The organism is Kribbella turkmenica, from assembly GCF_004348725.1.
Classification (GTDB): domain Bacteria; phylum Actinomycetota; class Actinomycetes; order Propionibacteriales; family Kribbellaceae; genus Kribbella; species Kribbella turkmenica.
The window spans coordinates 1-17,084 of the sequence record NZ_SMKR01000160.1; the positions used below are offsets into that span (position 1 = coordinate 1).

A 17,084-nucleotide genomic window follows, 5' to 3' on the forward strand; every position below is an offset into this window, starting at 1 on the left:
AACTCCTTCAGCTTCGCCTCCAAACTCGCCCGCTCCAACGATCCGGGCGCATACCCCTTCACAGGCTCATTGGCGGGCGTAGGAACAGCGGTGACGGCATCCATACTGCGACACTCCTCGATCAGGTAGTCAGCCAACTGAGGCACTGTTGCGGGCAATACGGGATCGCGTGCTGCGAAGGGAACGGAGGAAGAAGGCCAGATTGGCCGGTCGTTCCGCCAGACGGCGCATGAAGTACGGGTACCAGTCGCGCCCGAACGGCAGATAGACGCGGACGGTCTGGCCGGCGGCGGCGTACCGCTGTTGCAGATCGGGGCGGACGCCGAAGAGCAGCTGCATCTCCCATGCCGTCGTCGTACGACCGGCGGCATCGGCGGCCACTAGTCCGTAATCCAACATGGCCGGATCATGGGTGCCAAGCATGGGGCGCAGACCTGGCGCCGACATCAGTCGGTCAATGCCACGCTGGTAGGCACGGTCGACCTCCTTCTTGGAGCGGAACGCGACCTGGACGGACTCTTTGTACGCACCCTTGACGTAACGAATCCGCGCAGGGGCCTCTGCCGCGTAACTTTGGGCAAGGGTTGCCAGATCGTGCTCCGTGCGCCGCAAGTTCGCCTGCAGAACATTGCCGGTCAGCGGGAAGTCCTGCCGCAAGGTGTTCCCGATTCCCAGCGCGGCGTCGACGGTGCGGTGCTCCTCCATATCGAGGGTCACCTTCGCGCCAACAGTCGCCGCGGCCGCGCAGACTTCTCTGGCGTGCCGCAGCGCGATCTCCTCGCCGGATTTGAGGCCCAGCCCGAGTGCCGAGAGCTTGACCGATACCTCGGCGTCGTCTGTGAGTCCGGCTTGGCCGAGACGCGGAGCAACGAGACGTATGCCATGGAGGTCATCCGCGCGCTCTCGGAGTCGTTTACGTGCTCGCCGACGATGTCGAGGGAGAAGGTCATCCCGTCCGACCGCATACGTCGTACGACGGCCAGTGCGGCCTGTTCATCCTGACCCGCCACGAAGCGCTCGACGACGCGTTGAGTCACGTTCATACGTTCGACCGCAGGACGGATCACCGTACTGGTCGATGCCCATATCAGGGCTTGGCGCATCATTCGCGGCGGCTCCTCATGCTCGGCTGTCCCTGAGGCTAGGCCTCACCCGTCCGCTCGATCCATGGACAGTTGACAATTGGTTGCAGCGCTCCTGACATACATTTGCTCAGTGACAGACGGTGAATTGGATGCTCTCGTCGAGTCCATGGCTTCGTTGCTGGGCGCACCATGTGTGCTCGAGGACCGCGACTTCGCTCTGCTTGCCCATGCCGCTCAACTCGAGGTCGACGAGGTGCGGCAGAGCAGCATCCTGCAGCGACGAGCGACTCCTGCGGTACAGAAGTGGTTCCAGGGCCACGGCATTCGGTCCGCTCAGGAACCGGTGCGCACTCCCAGCGACCACGCCCTCGGCATTGCCTCCCGGCTCTGCATTCCTGCCCGGCACCTCAATCGCATCTACGGGTACTTCTGGGTGATTGACCCCGATCAAAGCATTCCGTCGACGCTGTTCCCGGACGCGATGCGGATCGCAGACGCCGCCGGACTGCTCCTCAGCCAGAATGGTCGCCACCGGCTGCGGACGGAGGTCCTAGTGCGTGAACTGCTCACCGGCGATGAGACAGCCGTGCGCTGGGCAGTCCGCGAACTCGCCCAGCTCACACACCTCGAACAAGGCGATCCAGTGAGGTGTGTAGCGATCGCTGGTCCGTCGGACTTGCTCGACCAAGCCGGCCGCCGCTTGCGGAACGGCGTGCTGTGGGTACGGCGCGGCCCCCAGCACGCGTTGGCCGTGGTCGCGATCGATCAGCTCGGCACTGAGCGAAACCGTGAAGCGGTGATCGGTCTGCTCACCCGCCTTCGTGAAGAGCAAAAGCGAACGCTCCAATGCGGGCTTGGGCCAAGCGTCGACGGTCTTGGTGACTTGAGCTCAAGCTGGTCGGGTGCCCAGGTGGCGCTTCGGGTAGCACAACTGAACCCGAACAACTCAGCGGTCACCGCATGGGACGACCTCGGCGTGCTCCGCCTACTGGAGATTCTGTCGCCACAGGATCTCCAGCGCACGATATTCGACGGGCCGATCGGCCGCTTCGTCGTGGAGGGTGACCCGGTACTCACCCAAACCGCTCGTATCTACCTCGATGCTGCCGGCGCCCACGGCACGGCAGCAGCCGCCCTGAACATCCACCGGCAGACGCTCTACCAACGGCTGAACCGCGTCGAAGAACTGGCCAAGCTAGATCTCACCTCAGGTGTCGACCGCCTACGACTACACCTGGCCCTCACCCTGCGCGACTTCGTTCAGTAGCCACCCGAACCCCGGCCTCGAGAGTTTGCGGTATCGCCGAACCCGAAGGGCGGCTGCGGACTCTGCGCCTCGATGTGACGGGCACGCAGCGTCATCGATGCAGTAGTCGGAAAGCCGAGCTCATTCGTCCACGTGGTCGACAGCGGTGTTGTCGGCTTCGGTCGTGTCGAGGAGGCGCAGTTGCAGCATGGCGGCGAACCGTTGCTCTGCATCGGCCAAGTCCAGGTTAGCGATTTGCGCTACCCGTCTGAGGCGGTAGCGGAATGTGCTCGGATGCACGTGGACGGCTGCTGCAGCGGCGTTGACGTCACCGAAAGCATCGAGCCAGGCGCGCAGGCTCTGCACAAGTTGGGCGTTGTGCTGCTCGTCGTACCTCACCAGGTTCGACAGCGGGCCGTGTGGCAGCGCTGTCTCAGCAGCGATGAGATCGGAAAGCTCCAGGAGAAGGGCTGTCGCGTAGACCTCGTTGATGCGCGCGATCCGGTCCTTGGTGAACCCGAACCGCAGCACTCTGAGTGCTCGATCGGCGTCCATGCGGGACTGGGCGAGCTCCTTGACGCCGGTGGCGATCCTGCCGATGCCGGCGGCGCATCTGAGTCGATTCCCGGTCCTGTCGAGGAAGTCGACCGCGACCTGCTTTGCCCGCAGGTCGGCTTCCTCGGAACCGAGTGCAACGGGGAGAATTCCGTAGACGATACCGCCCACGAGAGCGGATGCGGAGCGCGGATGAACGCCGGTGAGGTAGAGCGCAAGGGCATCCGCCAGACGCTGCCGCTCAGCCTCGGAACGAGCGGCGAGTTGACTCTGGATGTCAACCATGCCGAAGGCGAGTACGACCGCGGTCGATGACGTGAGTTGCAGCCGACGGCCGGCTTCGAACGCGCCGGCGCCACCTTCCAGGATCGTAGCCACGAGCTCAGCCCGTAGTCGCCGCTCGATGTCTGCGCCGGCGCGTTGGCGAAGCATATGGAGGGCCGCCACCTTGGCCGACTCCGTGAACGCCTGCTCCTGTTCGGACGTCGGTCGCTGCTCGACAGCGGCCCACATCGAGCCGAGGGTCTCATCGCCCGCGCGGACGGCGATCGCCATCCGCGGCAGCGCAGGTGCGGGAAGCTCGAAGTAGATTGGTGTGGTACTGCGGTAGAGCCGGGCGAAGATGCCCTGTTCTTCCAGCAGCCGAAGGTATTGCTCGGGGACCTGACGTCCAAGAATCGTTCGGATTCTCGGGTCGTCAGCTTGGTCTTGGTCCGCGGAGAAGGCGACGACCCGAGACGAGGTGTCTTCGATCGTCACGGGTGCATCGACCAGGGCGCTGATCGCGTTGGCCAAGGAGAACAGATCTCCGGCGGGTACGCCGGCCAAGGTCTGCGACGTGCCAGGCATCTCCTCGCCATCGGACAGGATCGAGCGGAGCAATGCCGCTACCTGAGCCCAGGTGGCACCAGGGACGAGCGTCAGCACAGGAATACCCACGGTGGTTTGAGCGGCCCGAACCAGGTCATCGGTATCCACTGGCGCACGGATCACGAGCGCAGCCGCTTGGGCCTTGCCAAGCCAGTGCAGCAAGTCAGCAATGTCGGCTGGTTCGCGTAGCCCAACGCCGAGGACAATCGCCCCTGGCGGGCAGGGGGTGTCGTCGTGCTGGTCGAAGATCACGATTTCCGTCACGCGGTGGCGTTCCGGCGCAGCGCCGACAGCGGGCCCGAGCACGGTGCCGCCAAGGTTGTCGAGCACTCGGGCCAGCGTCGCACCCGTCTGCCATGAGCGTCCGTCGCTCACGGCGATATCACCTCGATCGCCGTCGTCAACTGATCCAGCACGTCCATGCACGGCTCGACCCCAACACCCGGTCCGGCGGGCACAGCAAGATGGCCGTTGTCGAGAGTGAATGGCTCTGTCACGTCGACAGCGTAGTATCGGTTCGAGGCCGACGTGTCGCCCGGCAAGGTGAAGTTCGGGAGCGCGGCCAGCGCGAGGTTCGCGGCCCGCCCGATGCCCGTCTCCAACATGCCGCCACACCACACCGGGACGCCGTGCGCCTGGCACAGGTCGTGGATCCGCTTCGCCTCGAGGTAGCCGCCCACTCTGCTCGGTTTGATGTTGATCACCGAGGTCGCGCCGAGCATGATTGCGTCCGCCGCTGCCTTGGCCGAGGTTATCGACTCGTCCAGACACACCGGTGTGCGGATCAGCTTGGTGAGCAGGGCGTGCTCGCGTAAGTCCTCGTCGCCGAGCGGTTGCTCGATCAGCAGCAGATCGTAGGGGTCGAGTCGCGCCAGGTGCGGCGCGTCGGCCAATGTGTAGGCTGCGTTGGCGTCGACCTGCAGCAGGACGTCGTCGCCGACCTGTTCCCGGACAGCTCGCACCGGCTCGACGTCCCATCCGGGAGCGATCTTCAACTTTATTCGCAGATAACCGGCTTCGAGGTATCGGTCGACGGCGTCGAGAAGCTCCTCGATCGAATCCATGATTCCGACCGACACACCCGCGGCCACCCGTGATCGAACTGCGCCGAGCTCCCGCGCGAGTGAGACTCCCTTGGCGCGCAACGAGGCGTCCAGGACGGCCGTCTCGAGGGCGGCTTTGGCCATCCGGTGGCCCTTGAACTGGGACAGGGCCGGCGCGATCGCGTAGGGGTTCGGGTCCGGCAGGTCTGCTACTGCCGGGATGAGGAAGCGGCGCAGCACCTCTGCGGCGCCGTCGACGTACTCAGAGCTGTATCGAGGTTCACGCGCTGCCGCGCACTCCGCCCATCCCTCTCCATCAGTCGTGACGACATGGACGAGGAGGACATCACGGACGGTTTGGGTGCCGAAGGAGGTGCGAAAGGGTGCGACCAGCGGCAATTCGAGCCGACGAAGTTCCACCGCGGTAAGCCTCATGAGTTGTTCTGCTCCTTGTACTCCGCCGACGGACGGTCTCGTCGGAGGTCCTCGATCAGTCGGGCCAGCAAGGCCGTCCGCTGTGGAATTTCTGAGATGACGACGTACTCGTCGTCGGCGTGCGCACCACCACCAACGGCCCCCAGGCCATCGAGAGTCTCCGTTCCGACCGCTGCGGTGAGGTTTCCGTCGGAGGCTCCACCGACCGTTACGCCGGACAGCGGTGGCAGTCCGAGTTCGCCGGCCAGTGTCTGCGCCCGGTCGAAGAGCCGGGCGGATGCAGCAGGTTCCATGGGTGGCCGGTGCGATTGCCGGTCGAGGAGCAGCGCCGTACCAGCGAGGTGTGGTCTGAGCTGTGCTAAAGCCCGGTCTACGCGAAGCTGTTCTTGTGCGAGCAGTGCCCGGACGTCGACGGACAGTTGCGCGCTGTCCGGAACGGTGTTGGCGGTTGTGCCTCCGGACAGGAGTGTAGGCGTGACTGTCGTGCCCAGTGAGGGGGCTGCCAGATCGATGATGGTGAACACCTGGCGCGCGAGCTCGATCGCGGCATTCGCCCCATGCTCCGGCTCGAGCCCTGCGTGCGCTGCTCTGCCCCGAACCTGGACCTGGTACGTGGCGGCTCCCTTGCGACCGATCTTCAGCGCGCCCCCGTCGGCGCTGGGTTCGAGAACAAGGACGACTTGGCAGGTACGTGCCTCGTCCTCGATGAGCGCGCGAGACGTGGTCGAACCGACCTCTTCATCACCGGTGATCAGTACGGAGATCCCGCTTGGGTCAGCCAATGCTGCGATGGCATGAAGCAGCTGTACGATACCGGCCTTCATATCGAAGCAGCCGGGTCCGCGCGCGATGCCGCCGGTCGCCGACCATGGATGGGTGGCGAGCGAGCCGAGTGGCCATACCGTGTCATGGTGCCCGAGCAGCAGGATCCGCGGACAGGGACCGAACCGCAGGGCCAGATGGGTGCAACCGTTCAGGACAACCCGTTCGGGGACTTCCCCGGTCAGCCGGCGAGCGATCGCGGACACGACGTCGGCGCTGTGCGCGATGGCCCTGTGGTCACCGGACGGCGATTCGCAGGTGACCAGGGCTTCCAGATCGTTCAGCATGCTGGGCAGTCGAGCCGTCAGGTCGGAGACGGTGACGGATGCTGCGTGGGAGGCTGTCATCGCGGTTCTCCCTAGCCTCGGCAATGACCATCGTTGCGGCGACGGTACTGTTCCGGTCGGCGATGTACTTCGTCGAACTCGACGAATCGAGGTCAATACATCGTCGCGTCGAAGGAAGAGGGCCAGGGCAACCGCCCACCCCGATCCAGAGGACACCGAGGCTGGTCGAAGACGACGAATCGGGCAGCCATGAATTCCTCCGTGGAAGCAAGACGCCTCCGCCGGACTCCCGGACGATGTCGGCATGACAGATCTCGTGTCCGGATCGAGCACCGTCGGATCGGAGCCAACCGACAGCGCGATCGCAGTCGCGCAGGCTGCCGCGCGATCGGCTGGAGTTCACGTTCGTGAGATTCACGAAGTGACAGAGCTTCACAAAGTCTGCGAGCTCTTCCATCGGACCTGGTCGCCTCGCGACGAGGATCCGCTGACCACTGTCAGCATGTTGAGGGCGCTCGCGCACGTGGGCAACTACATTGCCGGCGCCTTCGTCGACGGACAGCTTGTCGGCGCGGCAGTCGGCTTCCGAGGCGATCGCGGCGGTGGCGAGCTGCTCCATTCGCACATCGCTGCGGTGGCGCCGGAGCTGCGAGGCCGGAGCGTGGGGTTCGCCCTGAAACTCCATCAAAGGAGCTGGTCATTGCAGCACGGCATCCCCATCGTCACCTGGACCTTCGATCCGCTGGTCAGTCGCAACGCATACTTCAATCTGACCAAGCTCGGCGCGGGATTGGCCGCTTACATGCCCAGCTTCTACGGCATTATGTCGGATCAGATAAACGCCGGCGATGAGACTGATCGAGTGCTCGTCGAATGGCGGCTCGACTCACCTCGGGTCGTCCAGGCTTGCACCGGGCGCCATGAATCGTGGGAAGTGCGGGCGCTGCGTGCCGGCGGAGCGGTGATAGGACTCGGGGAAGACGCAGCTCACCGACCAGTCCACCGGGATTCTGCCGGTCAGATCGTTCTCGTCAAGGTCCCGCCAGACGTCGAACGCCTTCGCCGGGAGAGCCGGGATGCGGCGCACGCGTGGCGGCGAGCGGTGCGGGAGATGCTGGGGGGTCTGATGGCCGAGGGAGCATCGGTCATCGGCTTCGCAAAGGACGGCTGGTACGTCGTCGAACGCTGAGTGACCTCGCGAACGCGAGCTGCCGCGACCAAACTCGGTACAGGCCGTGATCAAGATGCAGCGGTAGCAAGGGCGAGTCGGCGCCTCATGCGTCAGCAGACACCTGTGCGCGCCGGAGAACCTTCACTCATCGCACTCGACTAACGCGGGACAGATCTTTGCGCCGGACCGAGCAGGCGCGGCGAGAAAGTCATTGGGACGATGACCGAAATCAAACAGCGTGCGGCCTTGCCGGGACCGCAGGCCGTCGCAGGTAACAAACTCACCCGGAGCGAGGTCTTCGTGGGCAGTGTGGTTGCAGGAGCCCTGAGCTGAGGGTGTCCGTTCGCGGAGCTGCGCGAATCCCACCAACGTGGCGGGATGCAGTGAAAATCGACTCACAGGCGCAGTAGGGAGGAAGATCCGAGATGTCCAGCGCAACTAAAGTCCCGCCGAGCCCGACGAAACGCGTTCTGGTCGCGGGCGGTGTCGGCAACTTCGTCGAATGGTACGACTTCACGATCTACGGCTTCTCGGTCGGCATCGTCGCCTCGGTGTATTTCCCCAAGGGAAATCCGACCGCAGCGTTGCTCGCCGCGTTCGCCGTGTACGGCGTCGCATTTGCGGCGCGTCCACTTGGCGCCTTGTTCTTCGGCAGCATCGGTGACCGCCTCGGCCGGCGTAACGCCCTGGCGGCGGCCATTCTATTGATGGCGATTTCCACCGCTATGGTGGGGATTCTTCCTACCTACAACAGCATCGGAGTCGTGGCGCCGGTCCTGCTCGTTATCGCGCGATTGGCTCAAGGCTTTTCTGCCGGCGGAGAATTCTCTGGGGTCGCGACCTTTGTTTTCGAGCACGCCTCACCTCGCCGCCGCGGCACCTGGGTTGCCGGCGTCAGTGTGTTCGCGTTGGTTGGAATGGGAAGCGCGGCAGTTACCGTGCTCGCCTTCTCGCTCGCATATCCAACTGAATACAAAGCGTGGGCCTGGCGGATACCTTTCATCCTCGGCGCACTCGTCGCACTCGTCGGCCTCTACCTCCGACTGCGCCTCGACGAAACGCCGGTATTCCGTGCTCTGGAAGCCAGCAACCAGATCAACAAGACGCCCCTACGCGACGCATTCCGGATGCACGGAAGGGAACTATGCCTACTCTTCTGCGCATTCAGTTACCAGGCGGTGGCGGGGCACAGCATCATCGGGTACTTGCCAACCTACCTGCATGAACAAGTTGGAATGAAGACCACAACAGCGTTGATGATCGCTGGCTTCACCATGTTGGTCGGTGCGGCAATCGGGCTAAGCATGGGAAGGATCAGCGACACGGTAGGGCGACGACCCGTCGTCATTGCTGCGTTGGCGTCGGCGGCCGTGCTGACCATTCCGGCATTCCTGATCATCCACGCCGGCGCCGGCCTCGCGGGTGGTGTCGTCGCGGAAATCCTGCTGGTCGCGCCGTTCGCCACAATTCTCGGCGCGATGATGCCAACCATGATGGAATTGATGTCTCCGGCCGTACGATACTCCGCCGCGGCAGTTGGCTACAACCTCCCCTACATGATTTTCGGCGGGTCCGCGCCGTTCGTGGCTGCCCTCCTTGTTTCCTGGACTGGCAGCGGATTAAGCCCCGCCATTTACATCACAGTTGTCGCTGTTGTGGCGCTCGTTGCAATCACTGCGTGGTTGCCGGAAACCCACAGGGTAGGCGAAACAAATCCTGATACAGGATCGGCTGTGAGTCCGCTTCACGGTGACGCAGTGCCGTAGCCGCGACTGGCGTATGACGCGGTCCGGTCGGCAGACCTGGCGATCAAATTTTCATTGACACACAGTGGGACCTGCTCGTCCTTCGTATCCAGTGGGAGTAATCATGGCCGTAGAACCCGAATCGTGGAAGGCTCAGGTTCGCCAGTGGCGACCTTGGCGTCGCATCATCTCAATCGCAGTCGCAATACTCATCCTGGTCCCCGGCAGCGCGGTGGCGGGGGACCAGCGGGGCGGACCGAAGACAAGGCCCGAGATCTCGGTGCTGTCGAATCGGGCCGATCTTGTCTCGGGTGGGGATGCGCTGGTGGCGATCGATCTGCCGCAGCGGGCTGATCCGGACGATCTGCGGATCCGCCTGAACGGCCACGACATCAGGGACCGGTTCGCATCACGTCAAGACCATCGCTACATCGGTCTGGTCACCGGTCTGCGCATGGGCAGAAACACGCTCACCGCGAGCCTGTCGAACAAGGCCGGGTCGAAGCTGACGATCACCAATCACTCGCTACAGGGACCGATCTTCTCTGGGGATCAGATCGAGCCGTGGATCTGTGAAACGGAGAAGTCCGGCCTCGGGCCCGCCACCGGAAGCACCTGCGTCGCACCGACGATGTACGAGTTCTTTTACAAGTCTTTGCAGACCAGCCAGTTCGAGACCTACGACCCTGGCTCACCCCCCGACGGCTCCGTCGTCGCCACCACGACGACCGATGAAGGGAAGTCGGTGCCGTACATCGTGCGCCGCGAGCGAGGGGTGATCAACCGTGGGATCTTCGATGTCGCTGTGCTTTTCGATCCGCGCGAGAGCGGAAAGAGGCTGAACGCGTGGAACGGCAAGCTACATCTCTACACGGGAGGTGGGATCAATACCCAGCACAGGCAAGGCGGGGTTGGTGTCCCAAACGTTCTCTCGGATGGTCAGCTCAAAGATCTGCCGTTGTCCCGCGGCTATGCAGTCGCGTCGTCTTCGCTGCTGTTCGCGGCCAACAACTGGAACGACATCGTCGCTGCGGAGACACTGATGATGATGAAGGAACACTTCATCGAGGAGTACGGCGAAGTCCGGTACACCACAGCAAGTGGTGGGTCCAGCGGCGCGGTTCTTCTGTACCTCATCGCGGACAACAACCCCGGTTTGGTGGACGGAATCATGCCCTTCGTCAGCGCACCCGATCACTGGTCATTCGCCGGCCTCGAGCTCAGTGACTGTGACCTGCTGTCGCGGTACTTCAGCCTCACTCCGCAGATTTGGGCACGTGCCGAAGACCGCGCGGCCGTTGCCGGCGAGCCGAAATGGGCGATGTGCGCCACACCTCCGGACGTGAACGCGCTGGACAACGTTCAACGGATCGCATTTGATCCGACGCAGGCGTGCGCCGGCCCGCCGGAACCGTCCTGGGTGTACAACCCGGAGACGAATCGACGCGGAGTGCGGTGCACGTTCCAGGACCACATGACCAACCTGTTCGGTTCGACTGGCTCAGAAGGCTTCGCGGGACGCCCAATCGACAACTCAGGGGTGCAGTACGGCCTCGGGGCGCTGCAGCGGAACGAAATCTCGGCGGAACAGTTCGTAGATCTGAACGCGAACATCGGTGGTCGCGACATCGACAACAACTGGACTCCAGCTCGAACCAGGGCCGACCTGCCTGCACTTCGCGCGGTGTACAGGGCTGACCGCGTCACGTACGGTCGGCAGTTGGCCAACGTCCCCATCATGGACCTGTGGTGGTTCGACGGCAGCGACGTGCATGCGAAAGTACGCCCGGAGATGATGCATGACCGCCTCGTCGCGGTCAACGGGCATGCCGGGAACATGGTTCGCTGGGCGGCGAACGAGCCAATGGGACCCGGCGTGCAGGCCATGTTTGCAGTCGCGTTCAGCGTACTGGTCGATTGGGTCGCCCGCGTCAAGGCCGACGGATCCTCCGGTCCGCTCGAGCGCAAGGTCCTGCGGCACAAGCCCGCCGACGCACGGGACTCCTGCTGGGGGGACGGTCAGCCTGGCGCCGAATGCGCACCGACCTACGCCAGGCCGAGAATCGTGGCCGGCTCTCCGGTGGCAAGCAACATTCTCAAATGCCAACTCAAGCCCATCGACTGGGACGACTACGGAACCGTCACCTTCACTAGTGAGCAGAAAGCACAGCTCCGCGAGGTGTTCCGCGATGGCGTCTGCGACTGGTCCAAGCCTGGGGTGGGGCAGCAGCCGCCGGCCGGTCCATGGATGTCCTTCAGCACAGTCGTCGGCGGCGTTCCGATGGGTGCCGAACCGAGATCCGTGCCGATCAGCCGGCACGACAACTAGCGGGCGGTACACCATGGACACGGTCTTCCGGGGCCCGCTCATCGCCGACGGTCGCGGCGGAGAGCCGTACGTGGGTGACGTCGGGATCCTGGACGGCTACATTGCGGAGATCGCCGATGCCGGCATGATCAGTGGCCGTCGCGTGATCGATGCGACCGGTCTGGTGCTGGCACCAGGCTTCATTGACATGCACTCACACTCGGACCTGCAGCTCCTGGTCAATCCGGACCATGTGGCGAAAGTATCGCAGGGAGTCACGACCGAAGTGCTCGGGCAGGACGGCCTCTCGTACGCCCCGGTCAACGACGAGACCCTGGACGCCCTGCGAACGCAGCTGGCCGGTTGGAACGGGGACCCGGCGGGCTTCGACTGGAGTTGGCGGTCCGTCGGTGAATACCTGGACCGGCTCGACCGAGGCATCGCAGTCAACGCCGCCTATCTCGTCCCGCAGGGCTCGGTTCGGATGCTTGCGGTTGGCTGGGCCAACCGCCCAGCAACAGACTCGGAGCTGGACGCGATGCGGGAGCTGGTTGCAACTGGGATGGCTGAGGGTGCGTTCGGCATGTCGTCAGGACTCACGTACGCACCAGGTATGTACGCGACCACCGACGAGCTCGTGGCTCTTTGCGAAGTGGTCCGCCACAGCGGCGGGTACTACAGCCCACACCATCGCAGCTACGGAGCGGGCGCGCTGGATGCCTACCGGGAAATGATCGACGTCTCACGCCGATCGGGATGTCCACTGCACTTGACACATGCGTCGATGAGCTTCCCGGTGAACAAGGGCAAGGCGCCGGATCTGCTGCGCTTGGTGGATGCGGCGCTGGCCGAGGGTTGCGACATCTCGCTCGACACCTATCCATACCTGGCAGGTGCCACCTACCTGTCAGCGCTACTGCCGAGTTGGGCGGCGGAGGGCGGCACACACGCGGTCCTCGCCCGGCTGGCCGTGCCTGACGTACGAGAACGCATCCGCAAGGAGATGGAGGAAGTTGGCTCGGACGGTGCCCACGGCGTGCCGGTCGATTGGTCAGCCATAGAGATCGCCGGTGTGCAGGAAGCGCGCAACGAGTCCTTGGTCGGACAGAGCATCGCGCAGGCCGCGGCGGTAAGTGGTGTGCGGCCGGCGGAGCTGTACTTCGACGTGCTCACCTCGGACTGGCTGGCAACCTCGTGCGTGCTGCACATCGGCGACGAGGACAACGTTCGGACGATCATGCAGCATCGCACACACACCGGGGGCAGCGACGGACTGCTAGTCGGCGCACGTCCGCACCCGCGAGCGTGGGGGACCTTCCCGCGCTATCTGGGCCGTTATGTCCGGGAGCTTGGCATCCTGTCGCTCGGCGAGTGTGTCAGCCACCTGACCCACCAGGCGGCGCGCCGCCTCGGGTTCCCGGACCGAGGGGTTATCAGTGCGGGCTGTGTTGCCGACATAGTGCTCTTCGATCCCGACACCGTCATTGACACGGCGACGTTCGACAACCCGCGGCAGCAAGCTATCGGCATCCCATACGTCTTCGTCCGGGGCGTCGCGACGATTGACGACGGCCGCGCGACTGGAGCTCTCGCCGGGCGCGCACTCCGGAATCCAAGGGGCGTGCCGTAGAGAGTGCTGTCGAGTGCGGAGGGCGCTGGCTATCACACCTCTGAGGTCTGGACGAATCTGGGGACATCCGCGGCTTCGCCAGTGAATGATGTGCTGAGCCAGCGACTCGCCTGAGGCCTCAGGTAACGGATTCCGTGGCTGCTTGTTGCGCTTGAGTTCTCATCGGCAACCATCCTCTCGCGCTGATTGGGGTGCGTGAAGAGGTGCGGAAGACCTCCGCCGGAACGTGAGTTCGGCTTGCCTGGTCGAAGCTGAGCCTGGGTTCCCCAGGACCGCCGTTGGTGGCCGGCTACGGCGCACGGCCGTGGGTCTGCTCGAGACGGGGTGGGCTTCAGCTCCACGCGGCGAGGTTGTGATCGGGGGTGAGGTGGGTGATGTCTGGTGTGATGCAGCTGCTGCGGCTGATCGCGATCAGGAATCTGTTGCCGGGCGCGACCTCAATGCCGAGCCGATGCGGGGCGCGCTCTCGCGCCCCGCATCATCCGCCCGACACGGCCGTTCGCTGTCGGTGCTACCGAACCGATGTCGCCGCTGGCTGTTCCATCGGTACCGGCCGATTGAGTGACCAGCAGAGCGCAGTCAGCGGATGCTTCCGGTGCCGAAACTGCTTCGGCACGGAAGCTTGCCCTCGGTGAGGTCAGGGCTGAGTTGGACGAACTCCCGGCCTCCGGTCAGCGGTACGAGCGACGAACTGTAGTTGGGGCAGGAGTGTCCGAAGGCATTCACTTCCACAGCTGCGGGGATCTCCCGCCAGGGACCGTTGCGGTCTCGGTTGACCAGAACGGTCTTTCCGTTACCGTCGGCCAGTGAGCCGTCGGCGTTGCGGAGGAGCTGTCCGATGAGCAGAAGAGCGCCTTGTGGCGTTCCGTTGTCGGCCCAGGCGACCGTGGCGGCGTGAGCGAAGTATCGGCCATTCACGCTGGTGATGATCTGTCCGTGATCGTCCGGGTTACCCCAGTTCCAACCGTCTGCCGACGTCCGAGAGTGTATCGCGCAGCGATACTGACCCATGGCCGGGCCGCACTGCTCGAACACCATGAAGTATGTCCCGTCGGGAAGCGTCCGTACGACGGGCATGCCGGGTCGGATCGCGTCCCCGACAGGCCGTACGGTGTCGATCGCGTCGCTCCAGTTCACACCGTCGGTTGAGACCGCTCGGACAAGTCGCTGCGGCGGGGGCCCATTGCGCTCGGGGTCGGGTGGGTCCTCGGCCGAGTAGTGGCACACCAGCCGTCCGTCCACGTCGACGGAGAATTCCGGCTCCCACAGCCCACCGGTGTCAGTGGCACTTGCGCACCTCGACAGGTACTTCCAGGTCTGTCCCGCGTCCCGGCTGTGCCAGATATCGAGATCCATTCGACGGTTCTCTGCCTGGGCGCCGACACTCGCGGCGTATAAAAGCGTACCCGCGGGGAGGTCACCGATTCTCCGAGGAAGTTCGAATAACGTCCCGCAGCACATGCCTGCCTGGCCGTTCCGCTCCGACACGGGGAGTTGTGCGATCTCTTCGAAACTTGCACCGCTATCGAGGCTCCTGAAGACAATCGCTCCCCAGCCCTCTGGTGTAGAGGTCGTGACGCTGGCAATGATTCGCCCGTTGGCTTCACCGTTGTGTTGCAACTGCACGCCGCGAGGATACGAGGACGTTCGGTCCTTGGTGGTCAACGGCATTGGCTCAGAGCTACGAACGTTCGCCGCGGCGACCCGCTGACTCGTCACGGACGAAGCTTGGGCTGCCATGGGTTTGTCCGCCGTGAACTCGATCGGCTGTATCACGGTTGACGGGTCGCCCGGCACAAGAATGAGCCCAGTGATCATCCCTACGGACAGGACACCTCGAATATTTCGCATGCGCGTGCTCCACTTGACACCTGTGATTGGTCTTCGTGCCACCGAAACCTCCTCGGTCCATTCGTGCGCTTCGCTGATGGTGCGTCCTTGGTTGCATCGTTGAACTTTCACCACCTCGCGGGGCTGACAGCGCTCAGCGGATCGCTCCAGTCAGCGATGCAGGTTTTGCACACGACGTCGTCGGCGATGTCCGAGCGGGACTCGACAAGCTCTGGAGGTTCACTTCGACTCGCCACTTCCGCCCTCCTGCTTGGTAGCTGACCGCCTGCCGTCCGGATCGTCCTCACCTGCGCTGTTGTTCAAGCTTGTTCGGAGATGTGCGAGATAGTGGGTTTGCCGCGCGGCAAGGCCAAATGTGGCATATGTCTTGCCGCGCTGCAAGACTTGGTCGAAGTCGAACGGGAAGTGGCGCCGCAGCGGGACCCGATCGGTCTGAGCGAGGCCGAGGTGCGGCCTCAGAACGCCGGACTCCGTGGTACTGCTCGGGGCAGCCCAAGGGCTACCGCCTCGCCGAGAGATCCGCCGATGGTCGTGTCCAGGAACCGCCACGTTTTGGCGAAGGCTGCGCCGCCGGTGAGAACAGCGAGTGGGACGGACACTGTCGTCAGGTACCGTTCGCCCGCCCAAGTCGTCCTGGACGATCAGCCGTTCTGGACGGCGGACTCATGCTGACCGGAAGACCTGGCCGTGGTGCTCTCCCTGGGGACCACCTTCCAGCTTGCGGAGCAGGTCTGTGGCGGACTGGAGTCGCCGTCGAGCCGGCGGGTCAGTAGGTCGATCGCCAGCGTGGCGATTTGGTGTTTGTCGGGTGCGACCGTGGTGAGGGTCGGCGTGCTGTAACGGCCGTCCTCGATGTCGTCGAATCCCGCCAGGGCGACATCGTCGGGGACCCGATAGCCCTTCGACAGCAAGGTCCGCAGCGCCCCGAGAGCCATCAGATCGTTGTAACAGAAGACCGCGTCAGGAGGCTTGCCGGACTCCAGCAACCGGGTCATCGCCTCGGCCCCATCCGCACGTTGAAAAGACCTCACCGTCGCAACCAGATCCGGATCAAAGTCGCGGCCCGCGGCCGCCAGAGCCTGCCGATATCCATCGGTGCGGTGGCGAGCGGTCTGGCTCCGCGCCCTCACCGGCTGTCCGATGGCCGAGATCCGGTCCCGACCGAGGCCGATCAGATGTTCGGTGACGGCTTTCGCCGCTGCTACGTCATCCACCTGCACGTGGTCGAAGGAAGCGCCGACAGGCTTCTCTCCGAGCAGTACGACGGGAGTGTCGGCGCTCTGAGGCGGCAACTCGGCCTCGCTCAGACCGATCGGGTTGAAGATGATGCCGTCGAAGAGCGCCGAGCGGTCCGTCCTGCCGACCAGAGCGCGCTCCCGGGCGACTTCCCCATCCGTTCGATCGATGAGGACCGTGTAGCCCCTCCGCTCGGCCTCGTCCACCACGTACTTGGACAGTTCGTGGAAGTAGGGAACGTTGAGAGGAAGGATCAAGGCGATGAGCCCGGAGCGACCGCTGGACAGCCCGCGCGCCAGCAGGTTGGGCCGGTAGCCCAGCTCGTCCAGAGCTCGCTGCACCCGGGCCCGAGTGTCGTCGGCCACGTAGGCGAAGTCGTTGACGACGTTCGACACCGTGCGGACCGACACACCGGCCAGCCGGGCGACGTCCCGCTGGGTCACCACTTCTTGTTCCACCTCCGCGCCAAGCCTTGCAGCGCGGCAAAGAATATGCAACATTAGCGCTTGCCGCGCGGCAAACCACTATCTCGCACATCTCCGAACAAGCTCGAACAGTGAGCAAAGGGTGAGGACCCGAACGTGGACCAGGTATCACGACCGGTAAGTGGCCCGATCAGGGATGCAGCGCTACCAGCAGGAGGGTGGACATGGCGGTCGAGGTGACGCTCCGGCGTCGAGAGACGACACCCGTCGTGCCGAGCGTCGCCCGGTCTCCGCAGCGGGGTGGCGGGGTGCGGACGACGTTGTGGATCTGGTTGTTTTTGATTCCGACTGTGGTGTTGTACGGCGTGTATACGG

Annotated in this window: 11 protein-coding genes; 5 read left to right on the top strand and 6 right to left on the bottom strand. The window is 64.2% G+C overall.

Annotation, left to right across the window (positions count from 1 at the left end):
* Positions 1 to 129 precede the first annotated feature (129 nt).
* Complete coding sequence (locus E1218_RS28490) at positions 130 to 879, bottom strand: proline dehydrogenase family protein (protein WP_202866240.1); 750 nt, start codon at positions 877 to 879, stop codon at positions 130 to 132.
* Positions 880 to 1,215: 336 nt separating this feature from the next.
* Between E1218_RS28490 and E1218_RS28495 the strand changes: the two genes are divergently transcribed.
* On the top strand, positions 1,216 to 2,352 hold the full coding sequence (locus E1218_RS28495) for a PucR family transcriptional regulator (protein WP_132325743.1): 1,137 nt from the start codon (positions 1,216 to 1,218) through the stop codon (positions 2,350 to 2,352).
* A gap of 120 nt (positions 2,353 to 2,472) precedes the next feature.
* Here E1218_RS28495 and E1218_RS28500 read toward each other — a convergent pair whose 3' ends face one another.
* Genes E1218_RS28500 through E1218_RS28510 form a run of 3 tightly spaced genes read right to left on the bottom strand, consistent with a single transcriptional unit; the run spans position 2,473 to position 6,403 of the window.
* The gene (locus E1218_RS28500) at positions 2,473 to 4,131 is read right to left on the bottom strand and encodes a PucR family transcriptional regulator (RefSeq protein ID WP_132325745.1); all 1,659 of its coding nucleotides are present in this window, start codon (positions 4,129 to 4,131) and stop codon (positions 2,473 to 2,475) included.
* Positions 4,128 to 5,234, bottom strand: coding sequence for an o-succinylbenzoate synthase (gene menC, locus E1218_RS28505; protein ID WP_132325747.1), 1,107 nt, complete (start codon positions 5,232 to 5,234; stop codon positions 4,128 to 4,130). The genes E1218_RS28500 and menC overlap by 4 nt, the downstream gene beginning before the upstream one ends.
* A complete protein-coding gene (locus E1218_RS28510) occupies positions 5,231 to 6,403 on the bottom strand; it encodes a M20 family metallopeptidase (RefSeq protein WP_202866238.1) in 1,173 nt (390 codons plus the stop codon). The genes menC and E1218_RS28510 overlap by 4 nt, the downstream gene beginning before the upstream one ends.
* A gap of 244 nt (positions 6,404 to 6,647) precedes the next feature.
* Between E1218_RS28510 and E1218_RS28515 the strand changes: the two genes are divergently transcribed.
* From E1218_RS28515 to E1218_RS28530, 4 genes are all read left to right on the top strand, one after another.
* Complete coding sequence (locus E1218_RS28515; protein WP_202866239.1) at positions 6,648 to 7,532, top strand: GNAT family N-acetyltransferase; 885 nt, start codon at positions 6,648 to 6,650, stop codon at positions 7,530 to 7,532.
* Between the two features lie 407 nt (positions 7,533 to 7,939).
* A complete protein-coding gene (locus E1218_RS28520) occupies positions 7,940 to 9,280 on the top strand; it encodes an MFS transporter (protein WP_132325749.1) in 1,341 nt (446 codons plus the stop codon).
* Between the two features lie 103 nt (positions 9,281 to 9,383).
* The gene (locus E1218_RS28525) at positions 9,384 to 11,588 is read left to right on the top strand and encodes a DUF6351 family protein (RefSeq protein ID WP_132325751.1); all 2,205 of its coding nucleotides are present in this window, start codon (positions 9,384 to 9,386) and stop codon (positions 11,586 to 11,588) included.
* A gap of 13 nt (positions 11,589 to 11,601) precedes the next feature.
* Positions 11,602 to 13,197, top strand: coding sequence for an N-acyl-D-amino-acid deacylase family protein (locus E1218_RS28530; protein WP_132325753.1), 1,596 nt, complete (start codon positions 11,602 to 11,604; stop codon positions 13,195 to 13,197).
* Between the two features lie 579 nt (positions 13,198 to 13,776).
* Here the strand turns inward: E1218_RS28530 and E1218_RS28535 are convergent.
* Together E1218_RS28535 and E1218_RS28540 are read right to left on the bottom strand one after the other, a co-directional pair.
* Positions 13,777 to 14,823 (bottom strand): sialidase family protein, encoded by a 1,047-nt coding sequence (locus E1218_RS28535; protein WP_132325755.1) that lies wholly within the window; start codon positions 14,821 to 14,823, stop codon positions 13,777 to 13,779.
* A gap of 866 nt (positions 14,824 to 15,689) precedes the next feature.
* Positions 15,690 to 16,730 (bottom strand): LacI family DNA-binding transcriptional regulator, encoded by a 1,041-nt coding sequence (locus E1218_RS28540; protein ID WP_233712532.1) that lies wholly within the window; start codon positions 16,728 to 16,730, stop codon positions 15,690 to 15,692.
* Between the last annotated feature and the right edge of the window lie 354 nt (positions 16,731 to 17,084).